Consider the following 17,785-nt stretch of genomic DNA (forward strand, 5'->3'; position numbering starts at 1 on the left):
CGCCCCTACTGGCCAAACCCTTTGGAACGACGCAAATAGACATACCCCTCACCCGGGCTGCCCCAGCGCGGGCTCCCTGCGTTGTCATAGGCGCGATCCAGCAATCTGACGCTGTCGGGGCCAATCCAGATATGCTGCACCAGCGTCGTGGCACCACCAAAATCGGTGGAGCAGTGGCCCACCCGGGTGTGACCGGCATATTCGCCGGAGGGAGTGCGTGTCAGCCAGATCTCGCAACCGTGGCGCAAGGAGAGCTGCTGCGGGGTCAGACTGTCGAGCAGGGCAGGATCATGCCAGGCACCGGCAAAATCGGTAGCCCGGGGCATGGTCAGTTCTGCCATCAGGATCCGCCCGTCAGGGGCGGGTGAGAAGCGATAGATGCGCTGGCGAAAAGGACGGACGAGCGCAGACTCAGGTACTGCTCGGCATAGACCCAGCGATAGCCCTGATAGCCGGGCCAGATCTCCATCAGGCGCAGCTCGGCACTGGTAAAGCGGCTGTCGTAACTGGCCTGCTCCCGGCTCGTAAAGGCCCCGTTGAACCAGCTGAGTAGCGGCTCCATACCGGGCTTGAGTGGGGTAGCCTGAGGCGCCGGCCCTGCCAACACCAGACAGGAACAGAGCAGCCCGAATACGGCCACCAGCAACTTTGCCATCGAATCCTTCCGAATCATCATAGTGGCGGCGATTATATGAGCGAATTCCCCCAATAACAGCCATTACGATCAAATCATTGCCACTCTGGTGCAAAAACCTCACAAGGATGCCAGTCTGCTCACTAAACCCGATATTTTGCCACCGCCTTGTTGAGCAGCTGGGCCTGCTCGTTGAGACCCTCGCTGGATCTCGCATTTTCCTCTGCCATGATGCTCGACTCCTGGGCGATGTCGCGGATGTTGTTGACGTTGCGGTTCACCTCGTTGGCCACCAGACTCTGCTGTTCGATGGCGGCGGCAATCTGGGTGCTCATGTCCATGATATGGGTAACATCCTGAGTGATCTGCCCCAACAACTCCCCTGCAGTACTGGCCTGATCCGAGCTGCGGTTGCCCTGCTCGCGGCAGGTCGCCATCACCTCTACGATGCTGCCGGTCTGTTTCTGCAGCGAGCTGATGATGCCGGCGATCTCCTGGGTTGATTTTTGGGTACGGATGGCCAGATTGCGCACCTCATCGGCAACCACCGCAAAACCGCGTCCCTGATCCCCTGCCCGAGCTGCTTCGATGGCTGCGTTGAGGGCCAGCAGGTTGGTCTGCTCGGCAATACCACGGATCACGTCGAGCACGGAGCCGATGGTCTCGCTCTCTTTTTGCAGCTGGCTCACCTCGCGAGATGAGCTCTCCAGATTGCCCGCCAGCGAGCGGATCTGCTCGACAGTATTCTCGACCGCAGCCCGCCCCTCCATCGCCTTGTTGTTGGTTGCCTGTGCATTGTTGGCCGCCTGCTCGGTGTTGCGGGCGATCTCTTCGATGGTGGAGCCCATCTCGGTGGAAGCGGTCGCCACCATATCAGTCTCCTGCAGCTGGCGCGCCGCCCCTTCACTGGTGCGCTTGACGTTGGCCGAGAGGTGATCCGCCGCTTCGGTCAGGGTGTGCACGCTCTGCTTCACATCGCCGATCAGATCGCGAAACCCGCCCAGCATTACGTCGAGATTACCTGCCAGCTGGGCCATTTCATCTGCCCCGCGCAGATCTATCTTCAGGCGCAGGTCATTATCCTTACGAATGCGGTTGACGGTATCATTCACCTGAGTAATGGGACGGTCGATGCTGCGCCCCAGCAACACGCTCATAATGCCGATCAGCACCACAATCACCCCGCCACAGACCAGCATCAGGCTGTTGAGGCGAGCGCTCTGCCGCTCCAGCTCAGCGACAATGTGCTGATCGACGGCGGCAAACCCCTGTTCGGTCTGATGCACCAGATCCCGCATCTGGTTACGCAGCCCCTCATCCTCTTTCAGCCCCAGTACCTGCATCCCCTGCACCAGCGCCACAAAGTCCTGCCGGTACTGCTTGCTGGCCTGTTCCAGCTTGCCGCGATCCGCCTCCGGCAAAGTGGCAAGGCTATCCTGAAAACTCTTGTGCAAGGCCTCGAAACGTTCCAGATACTGGATATCGGAGCGCAGCATGAAGTCCTTCTCCGCCCGCCTCAACTGCAACATGGTGATGAGCAACCCCTGCTGATCCAGCTGCTTGAGCCCATTCTCCACCTCATGCACCGCCGCCCTCAACTTGCCATAGAGCCCCTCCTCCGGCCCCAGACCAATCTTCTGCTGCTGGGCCACCAGATCGTTGAAGGCTTTACCATAACCGCTGATCTGCTGATCCAGTCTGGTCAGCTCCCCCTCAACGGCCGCCAGATTGTCATCGGTCACCAGCTCCCGGTTGTGCTGGTGAAAGTCAGACAGCCCCTGATTGAAGCGCTCGACGAAGGTCATATCCTTGCGGATCAGAAAATCCTTCTCGGCCCGGCGCAGGTTGAGCATGGCGATCTCCAGCTGGTCGATATTGCGCTGGGCTTCGGTCAGGTGACGGTGCACCTGGCTGGAGTAGATAAACAGGCCGCTCAGTACCAGCATGGCAACGGCAACCAGCACGGTATTCAGGATCAACTTATGACGGATAAGCACGATGGACCTCTCGCAAACTGGCAGTGAACTGCATTGAGCTTATGCAGAAAAGCGGCGACAGGTGATCTGTGCAAGGAATATTCATTGAAATGCCACACCCACTCCTTATACTGGTTGCACCTGTTTCCAGCCGTGGATTTGACACTATGGAATACAATACTTCTGAACTGTGCGACATCTATCAGGACATGGTGGATGTGCTTGAACCCATGCTCTGCTCCTTCGGCGGCCGCGCCTCTTTCGGCGGCGTCATCACCACCGTCAAATGCTTCGAATCGAATGGCCTGATCCGTGAACTCGTAAAAGAGAACGGACTGGGACGTGTCTTGCTGATCGATGGCGGTGGCTCCATGCGCCGTGCCCTGATTGACAGCGACATCGCCACCACGGCGGCCGAGAATGATTGGGAAGGGATTGTCTGCTACGGCTGCGTCCGCGAAGTCGATATTCTGGAAGATCTGGATATCGGCATTCAGGCACTGGCAGCCATTCCGGTCGGTGCCGACAGCAAGGATGTAGGGGAGACCGATCTGCCGGTCAACTTCGGTGGGGTGACCTTTCTGCCTGACGACCACCTCTACGCCGATACCACAGGGGTGATCCTCTCCCCCGAGGCACTCGATATCGAGTAAGCCACAGACAGCGTGACGACGGGAGCCTTGGCTCCCGTTTTTTATGCCTGCAACTTGCTGAAAAATGACAAAAAAAGAGGGCCAGATAAACTGGCCCTTAACTGGAAGCAATGTGAGCAATGTCGTGCCTTCACAAGAAGTCCATCACGTTGGAACGAATGAAGTCTTTCCCGGAAAACAAGTTAACAATAATCATTCTCATTTAACTAGGCAAGCGCTATTTGCAGAAAGTGCAAAAAAATTGACCACCGCGAAGGGTGGTCAATCTGGTCAGGCTTGCCGGGTGGCCGTTTGCAGGCTGGATAATCCGGCCTCGCCCACCAGCTTGCGGCTGAGGTAGCGCAGCAAGACACCGTAGAGCGGCACGAACAAACCAAGGCTTATCAGCAACTTGAATACGTAATCGACGGTTGCGATCTCGACCCAGTGCTCTGCCATGAAAGGATCTGTGGTGCGCCAGAAGGCCACACTAAAGAAAGCGATGGTATCGACCAGATTACCGAACAGGGTGGAGGCTGCAGGTGCAATCCACCACTGCTTGAGCAGACGCAGCCGGTTGAATACCACCACATCCATGAACTGCCCTACCAGATAGGCCATAAAGCTGGCCAGCGCGATACGCGCCACGAACAGGTTGAACTCGGCCAGATGACCAACGCCCTGGAAGCTCCCTTCAAAGAAGAGTACGGAGAGCGCATAGGAGACCGCCAGCGCTGGCAGCATCACGGTCTGGATAATCTTGCGTGCCAGACCGGCACCGAAGATCCGCACCGTCAGGTCGGTCGCCAGGAAGATAAACGGGAAGCTGAACGCCCCCCAAGTGGTATGGAAGCCAAACACGGTGATCGGCAGCTGCACCAGATAGTTGCTGCTGGCAATGATCAGAATGTGGAACAACGACAGGCGAACAAGCGCCGTTTGGTACTGCGCAGGGGTCAGATTCATCTTGTGACCTTTTTGGTTAATGGGGTTAGGGAACCCATATCGCCACCATTGGCGATAATCGAGGGGCGAGATTATACGCCCCAAAACCGATAGTTCAATCTTTATGCGATTACGCTTGTCCAGGTTGGCCAGCGGCAGAGCAGGCCTTGTGGACGATAGTCACGCCTTGTGCTGTCTGGCGAGCCAGAGCAGCGCCTCCCGATCCGCCGGGCGCACCGCCTCCAGCCAGCAGCCGCTGTAGTGTTCGTACTCCAGCCGAAACTGGCTCCCTTCAAACTCCAGCAACCAGCTATGGCGGTCGGCCCCCGCATCCTGCTCGAGCGGCTGCAGCTCCCACTCTCGCAGCAAGGCCTGCGCCAACAGCGGAAAAGTGTCCCAGTCGAGTGCCGGACAATCCAGCGTCACTACGCCAGCTTCGCTATCTACCTGTTTGATTTGCCAACTCATGCCCAATCTCTCAGCTACTGCAGGAGAGCTCACCACCGCAATACCATGCCGGAGTCGGGGTGGCGAGATCCTCATATTCGGGTTGTTCATCATAGGGGCGCTGCAAGGCGGTGAACAGCCGCTCAAACGGCTGCATATCCCCTGCGTCGGCGGCATCTATCACCTGCTGGGCCAGCGCATTGCGCAGCACATACTTGGGATTGATGCCATCCATCTGCGCCTTGCGCACGGCATCCTCGCTTCCTTCGCGCATTAGCCGCGCCCGATAGCGTTCCAGCCACTCCTGCCAAACACCAGGTTCAGACAACAGGGCAAGCAGAGACGCAGGCCACCCCCCCTCTTGCGCCACCTCACCGAGACGGCGCAGGAACAGGTGGTAATCCACCTTGTGGGCCGCCAGCAACCGGAACAGCTTGCGGAACAGCGCCGGGTCATCCTCCTCCCACACCGCCAGCCCGAGCTTGGCCCGCATCAACTCGGAGTAGTGCAACATCAGCTGCTGCTCGTACTGGGCCAACGCTGCAGCCAGCGCATCACCGTCTACATGGCCAGCCAGCGCCTGCGCCAGTTTTTGAAGATTCCAATAACCGACCGCAGGCTGCTGATCCAGCGCGTAGCGGCCCGCAGGGTCCGAGTGGTTGCAGACAAAATCGGGCACGTAGGCATCGATAAAGCCGTATGGCCCGTAATCCAGCGTCAGGCCGAGCAGCGACATATTGTCGGTGTTCATCACCCCGTGACAGAAGCCCGCCGCCTGCCATTTGGCAATCAGCCGCGCGGTGCGGCGCACTACTTCGGCAAACAGTTCGGCACCACTCTCCTGTTCGGGGAAGTGGTGGCGCAGCAGATAGTCGATGAGTGGCGGGATCTTCTCTCCCTGCCCGCTCCAGGCGAAATACTCGATATGGCCGAAGCGCAGATGGCTGGGGGCGGTGCGCAGCACGGTCGCTCCCGTCTCCACCTGCTCGCGGTAAACGGGCTCCTGACTCCCCACCAATACCAGCGCCCGGGTGGTCGGGATGCCGAGGGCATGGAGCGCCTCGGAGGCGAGATACTCGCGAATGCTGGAGCGCAGCACGGCACGACCGTCACCAAAACGGGAAAACGGCGTCTTTCCTGCCCCCTTCAGGTGCAGATCCCAGCGCTGACCATCCGGCGCCTGCTGCTCACCCAACAGCAGCGCACGACCATCCCCAAGCCGGGGGCTATAACCCCCGAACTGATGGCCCGCATAGACCTGCGCTACCGGCTGCATACCGGGCAGCACTTTTCCCCCGCCACAACAGGCGATCCAGTCAGCCTCGCTGACGCCTCCCAGCCCCAACTCATCCAGCAAAGCCCGGTTGAGATGAAGCAACCGGGGTTGCTGCAGCGGCTGGGGGGCTACAGGTTCACAGGCCCAGGGCAACTCGGTCGCAAAAGTGTTGATCAACTTCATGGTTGTACCATTCGTCCCTGCGTATGCTCGTGTCACTCTTTATACTGCCGTCAGCCATGCTTGCGCTAACTGGCAACCATCATTTTTCAATTCAAGGAGAAGAAGATGCAAAAATGGGTATATGCCCTGCCCTTGCTGGCACTGGCGTGGGGTCATCAGGCCAAGGCTGCGGATATCGAGGCCGGCAAAGCCAAGGCAGCGGTCTGTGCCGCCTGTCACGGCGTGGAAGGCAAGGCGATGATCCCCAACTATCCCCATCTGGCGGGTCAGAATGCCGCCTATCTGGTGAAACAGTTGAAAGCGTTCAAGGATGGCACTCGCAAAGAGCCCTTGATGGACCCCTTCATGGCGCCGCTGACCGATGCGGATATCGACAATTTAGCCGCCTTCTATGCCAGCCTGAAATAACCTCGCGTCTGACCCAGGTTCTTCCGAGCCGCGCTTACCGTGGTCGATTAGGCTGCCTAATCGACCCTACCGCCGGCAGTAGTCGATGATCAGATCCATAAAGGCTTCGCCGAAGCGCTCCAGCTTGCGGTGCCCGACACCGTTGATAGCCAGCATCTCGTCTTCGGTCATCGGCATCAGCTGAGCCATCTCCACCAGGGTCGCATCGTTGAACACCACGTAGGGCGGCACCTCTTCGTCCTCGGCAATCTGCTTGCGCAGGCCGCGCAGCTCCTTGAACAACCGTTTGTCGTAGTTGGCGTTGTCGAGCAGGCCATTGCGCTTCTCCTTGCGGCTGGAGATAGGCTGCAGGCGGGGCACCGCCAGCTCCAGCTTCACCTCTCCACGCAGCACGGGGCGGGCCGCTTCGGTCAGCTGCAGCACCAGATTGCGGGTGATGTTCTGGGTCAGCAGTCCCTTGTGGATCAGCTGGCGGATCACGCTCATCCAGTATTCGTGGCTCTGATCCTTGCCGATGCCGTAGGTCGAGAGCTTGTCGTGGCCGTGATCCTTGATGCGCTGGTTCAGCGACCCGCGCAGCACTTCCACTACATAACCCACCCCGAAATTCTGCCCCACCCGCCAGACGCAGGAGAGCGCCTTCTGGGCATCTTCGGTGCCGTCATAGCTCTTGGGCGGATCGAGACAGATATCGCAGTTGCCACAGGGCTTGTCGTTGTACTCGCCGAAATAGTTGAGCAGCACCTGACGGCGGCAGGTTTGCGCCTCGGCAAAGGCCGCCATCACGTTGAGCTTGTACTGCTCCACCTGCAACTGCTGCGGATTCTCGATGTTATCGAGCAAGCGGCGCACCCGGCCGATATCGGCAGGATCGTAGAGCAGCAGCGCCTCGGCGGGAGTGCCATCGCGACCGGCACGACCGGTCTCCTGATAGTAGGATTCAATGTTCTTCGGAATGTCGTAGTGCACCACGAAACGTACGTTGGGCTTGTCGATACCCATACCGAACGCCACCGTCGCCACCACTATCTCGATGTCATCTTTGAGGAAGGCTTCCTGGGTCTGCTGACGCAGCTCGAGCGGCAGGCCGGCGTGATAGGGCGCCGCCTTGCAGCCGTGGCGGGAGAGCCGCTCGGCCACCTCCTCCACCCGATTGCGGCTGGAGCAGTAGACGATGCCGCAGTTGCCCTTCTGGCTCTGCACGTAGCGCAGCAGCTGCTCCGCCGCCTTGAACTTCTCCACCAGGCTGTAGCGGATATTGGGTCTGTCAAAGCTGGCGGTGTGGATAAAGGGGTCGTGGAGTTCCAGCCGATGCAGCATGTCGCTACGGGTCGCCTCGTCGGCGGTGGCCGTAAGCGCTACCACCGGCACCTGCGGGAACCACTGCTTGAGTCGCCCCAGCGCCGCATACTCAGGCCGGAAATCGTGGCCCCACTGGGAGACGCAATGCGCCTCGTCGATGGCGAACAGCCCGAGCGGCAGTTCGGCCAGCCGGTCCATAAACTCGTGCTGCAGCAAGCGCTCGGGGGAGACATAGACCAGCTTGATCTCGCCGCGGCGCATGGCGGCGAAGTTCTGAATCATCTCCTCCCGGCTCAGGGCCGAGTTGATGTAGACCGCCGCTACGCCGTTGGCGCGCAGGCTGTCGACCTGATCCTTCATCAGCGAAATAAGGGGAGAGACCACCACACCGAGCCCGGGCCGCAGCAGTGCCGGGATCTGGTAACAGAGCGACTTGCCGCCACCGGTGGGTTTGAGCACCAGCGCATCACGCCCCGCGACGATCTGCTCGATGATCTCGAGCTGACCCGGCCGAAACTGCTGATAGCCGAAGACCGCCTGCAGCAGGGCAAGCGGACTCTCTGGCTGAGGATCTGGCAGGGTTTCGGCAATCGCGGTCATGGGCTCTCCTTTGGGGTCGCCATTCTAAAGCAGCCGCCGCCCACAATAAACCTGCCATTGCGACTGTTAAGGAACTGTTGCAGACTGGCTGGAGTTTTTACTCGGCTTTGATGACAAGGATTGGGATCAGAGAATGAAACAGATGCTCAAGAAGATGGCGCTCAGTGGCATTGCCAACCTGTTTGCCGAGAAGATGCCCTTCAACAAACTGATCGGCATGCAGGTGACCCACTACGACTTCGACAAGGTGGAGCTACGTATCAAGATGGACGAGAAGCTGATCGGCAACCCTTTCCACAACATCCTGCACGGCGGCGTCACCGCCACGCTGCTGGATGTGGCGGGTGGCATGATCGTCGCCGCCTCCTGCATCGACGAGCTGGAGGAGTTCTCCCCCAGCTATCTCAAGGAGCGCTTCGCCCGCCTCGGCACCATAGATCTGCGGGTGGACTACCTGCGCCCGGGGCGCGGCAACGAGTTTATCGCCACCGCCCACATCATCCGGGCTGGCAGCAAGGTGGCTGTCGCCCGGATGGAGCTGCACAACGAAGAAGGCACCCACATCGCCTTCGGCACCGGTACCTATCTGGTGGGTTGAACCAAGTTAGTGCATAAAAACCACGCGGCTAATCCACTTTTAATCATTAGATTCCTTACCCCCTCTGGCCGAACAAGGTCCATACTGATAGTCGGGATTGTGTGCAGAGGGAGGATTGCAGGCGATGAGTGCGAAACTGGCCATCAAACCATCCAGAGCCTTGTTGACACAGCTCGAGTCCATGCTCGACGAGGTGCAGACACCCGAGTGTCGCCACTGGTTGGAACAGGAGCTTGAGGGGTATTCTCTCTCCTCACCCTTGCCTTGGTATCGCATCGTTCCCTGTCGGCAACGCGGTCACTTTCTGGATCTGAAAACGGGAAAATATTTGACCTGTCACATCAACAGTCAAACGCTATGCCAACGCGATCTGGCCCAAATTCAGTTCATTTATGCCCGTGAACCCGCCGCCCACTATTTGCTGCAACGCAATTCCGGTATTGAACCCTGGCCAGAACAGCTGCTGGAAGATTATCAGGAGCAGTTGATCCCCGGCCATTTATGCCTGCAAGCCTGGCATGAGCCCGTGATTTCATTACGTGCACAACTGATGGAGGGAATAGAACATTTCATTAGTGAGTACCCCAAGCACGCGGCCTTGCTGCCTCAACACAGTTTCAAGGCTTTGCGGCATCAGCACTGGCATATCTGAGTAAGCGCCTGGCGCGCAAGGAGGGCACCATAGACAAGACCCATAGCGAGATTGCCACAATCTAGAGTGCCGGAGTCAGGATAAGACTCCACCGATGGGCCACCGAGCGGTGGCCCTTTTAATGTCCGTGGTCTTGCTTCGACCCTGCATACTGCAAGTCAGATCACTTGGCCAGGTAACAGGTCAGCAGCTAATGAAAAACCGAGTAACTGGAAGGAAAATGCAAAAAGGCCGCTCTATTGAGCGGCCTTTTCAAATTTGGTCGGTGTGAGAGGATTCGAACCTCCGACCCCTTCGTCCCGAACGAAGTGCGCTACCAAGCTGCGCTACACACCGATGTCTGCGGGACGGGAATTTACCGAAAGCCCCGACCCGACACAAGCCTTTTTTGCGTTTGGCAGGAAAAAAAGTGCCGTTCGCTCAACTATTCAGCACTCTTCGTCTCCATTTACCGAAATGCAGCCGGATGGTGACATTCCGCTAACTCTGCCTCAAGGCAAGCGCAGCGACTCGGGCCCCAGCAGACGACGTTGCCAGTCAGCGACTGTGCCGTGCTCCAGCCAATCCGCCGCATGCTGACGCCAGTTGGGTGAGAGGGACGGATTCTCCAGCAGCAGCAACAGATCCGCTTCATTGCGCACCTGATTGCACAGGATATTGGCGGTGCGCTTTACCGTCAGATCCGGGTAAGGCCTGTCTACCAGCTCCATGGTCACCTCGGGTGTAATCATCCCCTCCTCCAGCACCCGCAGCAGCCAACCACAACGGCCATTTAGCTGCATCACCTGCGACATCTGGCCATAGCCGAAACGCTGATTGAGCTTGAAGCAGGGCGATCTTGGCTGACTTATCTGGATGAGTGCCTCACCAAGTCGATAGACATCGCCAATGCAGGCCTGCGTCTCGGTCAGCCCGACACCGGACAGGTTCTCGCCAAAGGCGGCGGGTTGCCAGGGAGTGCGGGGAGCAGGAAGACCCAGCGCAGTTTGCCAGGTCTGCCACCAGAGATAGTGATCGGCCGGATAGTAGTGGAGCGCCCGATCCGGGCCACCGTGGTGGCGCAGGTCACACTGCTCATCCCCTTCCAGACCGGCAAAGGTACAGCGAACTGGTGCAGAGATCGGTTGCTTGTGAATGGCACTGGTGAGGCCGGGCACCAGCTCGGTGCCACGACCGCTAAAAAGGGAGATCCGCATACTCATCCTCCAGGTTGACGAGAGTAGGCGGATCTTATCATGGCGTCAGACCACGGCCTGCATCTGGGTGGTCATGGCGATCTCGGCGCGACGGCGCTTCTCCGCCCTGGCCATCAGATACCAGCTGCCGAAGGTAAAGAGCGATACCGACAGCAGGATCAGGCTGGCCACCGCGTTGATCTCGGGTTTCACCCCGAGCCGTACCGCCGAGAAGACCTCCATCGGCAAGGTAGTGGAGCCCGGGCCGGAGACGAAGCTCGCCAGCACCAGATCATCCAGCGACAGGGCGAACGACATCATGCCGCCTGCCGCCAGCGAGGGGGCGATCATCGGGATGGTAATCAGGAAGAACACCTTCCACGGCTTGGCGCCAAGATCCATCGCCGCCTCCTCGATGGAGAGATCCAGCTCCCGCAAGCGCGCCGACACCACGATCGCCACATAGGCGGTACAGAAGGTAGTGTGGGCGATCCAGATGGTCAGCATGCCCCGCTCGGCGGGCCAGCCCACCAGCTGGGCCATCGCCACGAACAGCAGCAGCAGCGACAGACCGGTGATCACCTCGGGCATCACCAGCGGCGCCGTCACCATGCCGCCGAACAGGGTGCGACCACGGAAGTGGGGAATTCGGGTCAGCACGAAGGCCGCCACCGTCCCCAGCGCCACTGCAGCGATCGCGGTGTAGAAGGCGATCTCCAGCGAGCGGAACACGGATCCAATCAGCTGCTTGTTGTCGAGCAGGCCGAAGTACCACTTGAGCGACCAGCCACCCCACACCGTCACCAGCTTGGAGGCGTTGAAGGAGTAGATCACCATGATGATCATGGGCAGGTAGATAAACAGCAGCCCCAGCCAGAGCATCAGTTTGGCAAAACCGAAACGTCTCATCATGCCTTGCCCTCCAGCTCTTTGGCCTGGTTACGGTTGAAGAGGATGATCGGAATGATCAGCACCGCCAGCATCACTACCGCCAGCGCAGAGGCAACCGGCCAGTCGCGGTTGTTGAAGAACTCCTGCCACAGCACCTTGCCGATCATCAGGGTCTCCGGGCCGCCCAGCATTTCCGGAATAACGAACTCCCCCACCACCGGAATGAACACCAGCATGCAGCCGGCGATGATGCCGTTCTTGGAGAGCGGTACCGTGATCTGCCAGAAACGGGTCAGGTTGCGGGCCCCCAGATCGGAGGCCGCCTCCAGCAGGCTCTGATCGTGTTTGACCAGATTGGCGTAGAGCGGCAGCACCATGAAGGGCAGGTAGGAGTAAACGATGCCGATATAGACCGCCAGGTTGGTGTTGAGGATCTGCAGCGGCTCGTCGATCACCCCGATCCCCAGCAAGACGCTGTTGAGCAGGCCGTTGTTACTGAGGATCCCCATCCACGCATAGACCCGGATCAGAATGGCGGTCCAGGTCGGCATCATGATCAGCAGCAGCAGAACTGTCTGGGTCTCCTTGTTGGCCCGAGCGATGGAGTAGGCCATCGGATAGCCAATCAGCAGGCAGAGCAAAGTACTGACGAAGGCCATCTTGAGGGAGCCCAGATAGGCCGCGATATAGAGCTCATCCTCCTGCAGCAGCAGGTAGTTACCCATGTTGAGCAGGATGGTGAGCTGATTGTCGGCCCAGCTCACCACATCGGTGTAGGGCGGGATCGCCACATCCGCTTCCGCAAAACTGATCTTCACCACGATGACAAAGGGCAGCAGGAAGAAGAGGAACAGCCAGAAGAAGGGGATGCCGATCACCAGTCGGCGCCCCCCGACCCGCTTCAGTCGTTGCAAGAACTTCATGATTGCAGCACCACGCCGCTGTCATCTTCCCAGTAGAGGAACACCTGGTCATCCCAGGTTGGCCGCTTGCCGTGGCGTTCGGCATTGGCGATGAAAGCCTGAACGATTTTGCCCGAGGGCAGCTGGATGTGATAAACCGAGTGACCGCCCAGATAGGCGATGTCATAGACCTCACCCTTGGTCCAGTTGAAGTCCGGGTGCTCGATCTCCTCCGGTTTTTGCAGACTCATCAGCAGTTTTTCTGGCCGTAGGGCGTAGGTCACCTTCTTGTTCTCGGCGCGGGAGCTGATGCCGTGGCCCACATAGATGGGCTGTTCCAGATCGGCGCAGGCGATAGTCGCGTGGTCCTGCTCATCCTCCACCAGCAGGCCGTCAAACAGGTTGACGTTGCCGATAAACTCGCACACCAGCCGACTGGCTGGGGTCTCGTAGATATCCATCGGGCTGCCGATCTGCTCGATGCAGCCGAGGTGCATGATGGCGATCCGCTCCGCCATGGTCATGGCCTCTTCCTGATCGTGGGTCACCATGACACAGGTCACCCCGACCCGCTCGATGATCTCAACCAGCTCCAGCTGCATCTTGGAACGCAGCTTCTTGTCGAGCGCCCCCATGGGTTCATCCAGCAGCAACAGTTTGGGACGCTTGGCCAGGGAACGAGCCAACGCCACCCGCTGGCGCTGGCCACCGGAGAGCTGATGCGGTTTGCGACGGGCATACTGGGTCATCTGCACCAGCTTGAGCATCTCCTCCACCCGGGCATCGATCTCGGCCTTGGGCAGGCCATCCTGCTTGAGGCCAAAGGCAATGTTCTGGGCCACCGTCATATGGGGGAACAGGGCGTAGGACTGGAACATCATGTTGATGGGGCGTTCATAGGGAGGCATGTCGGTGATGTCGACCCCGTCGAGGAACAGCCGCCCCTCGGTCGGGCGCTCGAAACCGGCCAGCATCCGCAGCAGGGTCGATTTGCCGGAACCGGACCCGCCGAGCAGGGCGAAAATCTCCCCCTTGTGAATATTGAGAGATACGTTATCGACCGCCAGCGTTTCGTCGAACTGCTTGCTTACCCGATCAATTTTCACCAGCACTTCTTTGCGCTGCTGACTGCCCTCGAGGGCTTTCTTGTAGGCACTGGAGGCTATCGCCATTACCAAACTCCCCAACGTGATACCGGCCTTGCGGCCGATCCATAAAAGCGATTTGGCGCCCCCGAACGGGCACCAAGGTTAGGTACCGGACTTGATCTTGGTCCAACTCCGGGTGATTAGACGCTGTACCGAGCGGGGATGTGCTTCCTGCACATAGAGTCGCTCCAGCACGGCCTGAGGGGGATAAACCTCCTCGTTGTTGCGCACCGCCTCATCCATAAACTCGCCCGCCCTTGAGTTGGGATTCGCGTAGCCCACATAGTCGCTGACCTTGGCGATCACTTCGGGCTGCAGGACGTAGTTGATGAGGGCGTGCGCCTCTTTGACATTGGTGGCATCGGACGGGATCGCCATCATGTCGAACCAGAGATTGCCCCCCTCTTTCGGAATGCTGTAGGCAATTTTCACCCCCTTGCCAGCTTCATCGGCGCGGGCAGCGGCTTGCAGGATGTCGCCGGAAAAACCGGCTGCCACGCAGATGTCGCCATTGGCGAGATCGCCGATGTATTTGGAGGAGTGGAAGTAGGCCACATAGGGCCGCACCTTGAGCAGCAGCGCCTCGGCCTGCTTGATATCCCCCGTCGCATGACTGTTGGGATCGAGTCCGAGGTAGTTGAGAGCAGCAGGGATCATCTCGTCGGCAGAGTCGAGGAAGGCGACGCCGCAGCGAGAGAGTTTCGCCATGTTTTCCGGTTCGAAGATGGTGGCCCAGGAGTCAATCTTGTCGACCCCCAGCACCGCCTTGATTTTGTCGACGTTATAGCCGATGCCGTTGGTCCCCCACAGATAGGGCACCGCGTACTGATGACCCGGATCCACCTTGTCGAGCTGCTTGAGCAGCACGGGATCCAGGTTGGCCAGATTGGGCAGCAGGGATTTATCCAGCTTCTGGAAGGCTCCCGCCTTGATCTGCTTGGCCAGGAAATTATTGGAGGGCACCACCAAATCGTAACCGGTCCGCCCCGTCAGCAACTTGCCTTCCAGGGTCTCGTTGGAGTCAAACACGTCATAGACGGTCTTGATCCCGGTCGCCTGCTGGAAATCGCTGAGGGTGGTCTCGCCGATATAGTCAGACCAGTTGTAGAAGTGCAGCACAGGGGCAGCCTGGGCCACATTCGCCAATCCCATGGTCAGCGCTATGGTTAGCAATCTGGTTGTATTCACGGTGTCAGTTCTCCTGTTCAGTGGTTGACCGTCTGCGCATCCATTCGCGCGGCCCATCCGGATGGATGGCATCACTACCCTCCCGGCCGAACTGCGGACCGGGAGGGGCATTCGTTACTTACTTGCCGGACTTGATCTTGGTCCAGCTGCGGGTCATCAGACGCTGCACCTTGGCCGGCAGATCCGGGAAGGTGTAGATCTTCTGCAGGGTTGCCGCATCAGGGTAGATACCCGGATCGGTGCGGATCGCCTCATCCACCAGCGGGGTCGCCGCCTTGTTGCCGTTCGGGAACTGCACCACGTTGGTGATGTTGGCGATCACCTCAGGCTTCATCAGGTAGTTGATGAAGGTGTGGGCTGCCTCGACGTTCTTGGCATCCGCCGGAATGGCGATCATGTCAAAGAAGCTGCCTGCCCCCTCTTTCGGAATGGTGTAGGTGAGCGCGACGCCATTCTTGGCCTCGGCTGCCCGCGCCTTGGACTGCTGCAAGTCACCGGAGTAACCGACCGCTACGCAAAGGTTGCCGTTGGCCAGATCCGAGATGTACTTGGAGGAGTGGAAATAGGCGGTATAGGGACGGATGGAGAGGAACAGCTCCTCAGCCTTCTTCAGCTCGGCCGGTTTCTGGCTATCCGGTTTGAAGCCCAGATATTGCAGGGCAGCTGGCAGCATTTCGGTCGGTGAATCGAGGAAGGATACGCCACACTCCTTCAACTTGGCCATGTTCTCCGGCTTGAACACCAGATCCCAGGAGTTGACCGGGGCATCGGCCCCCAGCACGGCTTTCACCTTCTCGGCGTTGTAGGCATAGCCGATGGTGCCCCACAGATAGGGGATGGAGTACTGGTTGCCCGGATCGCTCGGCTCGAGCGCCTTGAGCAGGTCGACATCCATGTTTTGCCAATTGGAGAGCTTGGACTTGTCCAGTTTCTGGAACACGCCCGCCTTGATCTGCTTGGCCAGGAAGGGGTTGGATGGCACCACGATGTCGTAGCCCGAACTACCCGCCAGCAACTTGGCTTCCAGTACCTCGTTACTGTCGAACACGTCATAGACCACCTTGATCCCCGTCTCCTTCTGGAAGTTATCCAGAGTATCCGGCGCTATGTAGTCGCTCCAGTTGTAGACGTGCAGCACCTTCTCTTCAGCCATTGCTCCGGCACTTGCCATGACCAGAGCCACAGAGGCAGCGATCACTCCTGTTTTGAAAGACATCATCCTTGTCTCCTAAGCAAATTGTATGCGCATGCCAACCTGCCCGACCCACCTCAACCCTTCAGCTTTGCGGCTGTCAGATCCAGACTGCGCCTGGCCAGATCGACCAATTCATCAACCTGTTCCTCGGTGATGACCAAGGGGGGCGATATGATCATGGTATCGCCTACCGCCCTCATCACCAAGCCATTGTTAAAGCAGAACTCCCGGCAAGTCATCCCCGCATTTGCCTGAGCCGGAAAACGCCGGTTGGTCTGCTTGTCCTCAACGATTTCCAGCGCGGCGACCAATCCTTTGCCTCGGGTTTCTCCCACCAGCGGATGATCGGCCAGCTCCGCCCAGCGGCGCTGCAAATAGGGGCCGATAGTATCATGCACTCGCTTAACTATGCTCTCTTTCTGCATAAGCTGGATATTGGCCACCGCCACGGCGCAAGAGACCGGATGGCCCGAGTAGGTGAAGCCGTGGTTGAACTCGCCCCCCTCCTCCACCAACCCCTTGGCAACCCGGTCACTGACCATCACTGCGCCGAGCGGCAGATAACCGGAAGTGATCCCCTTGGCCAGACACATCAGGTCCGGCTTGATGCCAAACCCTTCGCTGGCAAACCAGTGGCCGGTACGGCCAAAGCCGCAGATCACCTCGTCGGCGATCAGCAGGATGCCGTAGTGATCGCAGATGCGCTGGATCTCCGGCCAGTAGCTGTCAGGCGGAATGATGACGCCGCCCGCCCCCTGGATCGGCTCGCCGATAAAGGCAGCCACCTTGTCCACCCCCAGCTCCAGAATCTTCTGCTCCAGCTGACGGGCCCGCTCCAGCCCGAACTCGTGGGCACTCATCCCCTGCCCCTCACCGAAGTGGTAGGGCTGATCGATGTGCACTATGCCGGGAATGGGCAGCCCGCCCTGGGCATGCATCCCCTTCATGCCACCCAGACTCGCCCCCGCCACGGTGGAGCCGTGATAGGCGTTATGGCGACTGATGATCACCTGTTTGTCAGGCTGACCCTTGCTGGCCCAGTAGTGGCGCACCATCCGTAGCACGGTATCGTTGCACTCGGAGCCGGAGCCGGTGAAGAAGACGTGGTTGAGATGGGCTGGCGTCACCTCGGCCAGCAGGGTCGCCAGCTCGATCACCGGCGGGTGAGCGGTCTGGAAGAAGAGGTTGTAGTAGGGCAACTGCTGCATCTGGCGGGTAGCGGCATCCACCAGCTCCTGGCGGCCATAGCCCATATTGACGCACCACAGGCCCGCCATGCCGTCGAGAATGCGTTTGCCCTCGGAATCTTCCAGATAGACACCGCTGGCTTTGGTAATGATGCGCGAGCCCTTCTTGTTCAGGGCCTGAAAGTCGGTAAAGGGGTGCAGGTGGTGGCTGGCATCCAGTTGTTGCCACTCACGGGTTGTCTGCTGCATTTGTTGCTCCTCGGTTCCTTCGATTTAGCAAGATTCAGTCGTCAAATAGTCAGATGGGTCGGCACGTTCGCAGCCACAGTCACTCACGGCGTGTCTGCTGCATTCGTTACTCCCCTGCGCCTTCGATTTGGCAAGATTCAATCGTTAATCAATCCAGGTCGCAGCGCTCTTTCGGCCACAACCACTCACAGGTGGCT

The 17,785-nt window shown here is 59.1% G+C and carries 16 protein-coding genes, 1 tRNA gene and 1 pseudogene; 4 read left to right on the top strand and 14 right to left on the bottom strand.

The annotated features are described in order from the left end of the window. Window positions 1-5 precede the first annotated feature (5 nt). A pseudogene (locus ACTG2J_RS20460) lies at window positions 6-655 on the bottom strand (chromophore lyase CpcT/CpeT). Window positions 656-777: 122 nt separating this feature from the next. Then, entirely contained in the window at window positions 778-2,631 is a 1,854-nt protein-coding gene (locus ACTG2J_RS20465; RefSeq protein ID WP_323893298.1) for a methyl-accepting chemotaxis protein, read from the bottom strand. 146 nt (window positions 2,632-2,777) lie between these two features. Here ACTG2J_RS20465 and rraA point away from each other — a divergent pair, with 146 nt between their 5' ends. Further along, on the top strand, window positions 2,778-3,263 hold the full coding sequence (rraA, locus tag ACTG2J_RS20470) for a ribonuclease E activity regulator RraA (protein WP_005340678.1): 486 nt from the start codon (window positions 2,778-2,780) through the stop codon (window positions 3,261-3,263). Between the two features lie 270 nt (window positions 3,264-3,533). Here the strand turns inward: rraA and ACTG2J_RS20475 are convergent, their stop codons facing one another. The 3 genes from ACTG2J_RS20475 to ACTG2J_RS20485 all read right to left on the bottom strand — a co-directional run bounded on the left by ACTG2J_RS20475 (window position 3,534) and on the right by ACTG2J_RS20485 (window position 6,093). After that, window positions 3,534-4,208, bottom strand: a complete 675-nt coding sequence (locus tag ACTG2J_RS20475) for a 7-cyano-7-deazaguanine/7-aminomethyl-7-deazaguanine transporter (protein WP_005340680.1) — start codon at window positions 4,206-4,208, stop codon at window positions 3,534-3,536. Between the two features lie 159 nt (window positions 4,209-4,367). Further along, window positions 4,368-4,655: a DUF3630 family protein gene (locus ACTG2J_RS20480; protein ID WP_159162696.1), complete on the bottom strand. Its 288-nt coding sequence runs from the start codon at window positions 4,653-4,655 to the stop codon at window positions 4,368-4,370. A 10-nt stretch (window positions 4,656-4,665) separates the two neighbouring features. Then, entirely contained in the window at window positions 4,666-6,093 is a 1,428-nt protein-coding gene (locus tag ACTG2J_RS20485) for a protein adenylyltransferase SelO (RefSeq protein WP_439997844.1), read from the bottom strand. A gap of 105 nt (window positions 6,094-6,198) precedes the next feature. On the opposite strand from ACTG2J_RS20485, the gene ACTG2J_RS20490 reads away from it, so the two are divergent. Then, entirely contained in the window at window positions 6,199-6,501 is a 303-nt protein-coding gene (locus ACTG2J_RS20490) for a c-type cytochrome (protein WP_005340687.1), read from the top strand. A 66-nt stretch (window positions 6,502-6,567) separates the two neighbouring features. Here ACTG2J_RS20490 and recQ read toward each other — a convergent pair whose 3' ends face one another. After that, window positions 6,568-8,403 (bottom strand): ATP-dependent DNA helicase RecQ, encoded by a 1,836-nt coding sequence (gene recQ / locus ACTG2J_RS20495; RefSeq protein WP_113740162.1) that lies wholly within the window; start codon window positions 8,401-8,403, stop codon window positions 6,568-6,570. Between the two features lie 133 nt (window positions 8,404-8,536). On the opposite strand from recQ, the gene ACTG2J_RS20500 reads away from it, so the two are divergent. Together ACTG2J_RS20500 and ACTG2J_RS20505 are read left to right on the top strand one after the other, a co-directional pair. Next, window positions 8,537-9,001 (top strand): thioesterase family protein, encoded by a 465-nt coding sequence (locus ACTG2J_RS20500; protein ID WP_005355465.1) that lies wholly within the window; start codon window positions 8,537-8,539, stop codon window positions 8,999-9,001. Between the two features lie 124 nt (window positions 9,002-9,125). Next, window positions 9,126-9,653, top strand: a complete 528-nt coding sequence (locus ACTG2J_RS20505; RefSeq protein WP_005356927.1) for an AbiTii domain-containing protein — start codon at window positions 9,126-9,128, stop codon at window positions 9,651-9,653. Between the two features lie 259 nt (window positions 9,654-9,912). Here ACTG2J_RS20505 and ACTG2J_RS20510 read toward each other — a convergent pair. The 8 genes from ACTG2J_RS20510 to ACTG2J_RS20545 all read right to left on the bottom strand — a co-directional run bounded on the left by ACTG2J_RS20510 (window position 9,913) and on the right by ACTG2J_RS20545 (window position 17,588). Then, a tRNA-Pro gene (locus ACTG2J_RS20510) sits at window positions 9,913-9,989 on the bottom strand. Window positions 9,990-10,144: 155 nt separating this feature from the next. Beyond that, complete coding sequence (locus ACTG2J_RS20515; RefSeq protein WP_113740163.1) at window positions 10,145-10,849, bottom strand: MOSC domain-containing protein; 705 nt, start codon at window positions 10,847-10,849, stop codon at window positions 10,145-10,147. Between the two features lie 45 nt (window positions 10,850-10,894). After that, window positions 10,895-11,740 (bottom strand): ABC transporter permease subunit, encoded by an 846-nt coding sequence (locus ACTG2J_RS20520; protein WP_005340701.1) that lies wholly within the window; start codon window positions 11,738-11,740, stop codon window positions 10,895-10,897. Continuing rightward, a complete protein-coding gene (locus ACTG2J_RS20525; protein ID WP_005340703.1) occupies window positions 11,737-12,642 on the bottom strand; it encodes an ABC transporter permease subunit in 906 nt (301 codons plus the stop codon). Before ACTG2J_RS20525 ends, ACTG2J_RS20520 begins: the two co-directional genes overlap by 4 nt. Continuing rightward, window positions 12,639-13,793: a polyamine ABC transporter ATP-binding protein gene (gene potA, locus ACTG2J_RS20530; protein WP_005340704.1), complete on the bottom strand. Its 1,155-nt coding sequence runs from the start codon at window positions 13,791-13,793 to the stop codon at window positions 12,639-12,641. Before potA ends, ACTG2J_RS20525 begins: the two co-directional genes overlap by 4 nt. A gap of 78 nt (window positions 13,794-13,871) precedes the next feature. Continuing rightward, the gene (locus tag ACTG2J_RS20535; RefSeq protein WP_005355476.1) at window positions 13,872-14,957 is read right to left on the bottom strand and encodes a polyamine ABC transporter substrate-binding protein; all 1,086 of its coding nucleotides are present in this window, start codon (window positions 14,955-14,957) and stop codon (window positions 13,872-13,874) included. Between the two features lie 118 nt (window positions 14,958-15,075). Further along, window positions 15,076-16,173: an extracellular solute-binding protein gene (locus tag ACTG2J_RS20540; protein WP_005340709.1), complete on the bottom strand. Its 1,098-nt coding sequence runs from the start codon at window positions 16,171-16,173 to the stop codon at window positions 15,076-15,078. 53 nt (window positions 16,174-16,226) lie between these two features. Further along, complete coding sequence (locus ACTG2J_RS20545) at window positions 16,227-17,588, bottom strand: aspartate aminotransferase family protein (protein ID WP_058056392.1); 1,362 nt, start codon at window positions 17,586-17,588, stop codon at window positions 16,227-16,229. Between the last annotated feature and the right edge of the window lie 197 nt (window positions 17,589-17,785).

Origin of the sequence: Aeromonas sp. 6P (assembly GCF_051919525.1) — a bacterium.
In the GTDB taxonomy this organism is placed as follows: domain Bacteria; phylum Pseudomonadota; class Gammaproteobacteria; order Enterobacterales; family Aeromonadaceae; genus Aeromonas; species Aeromonas veronii.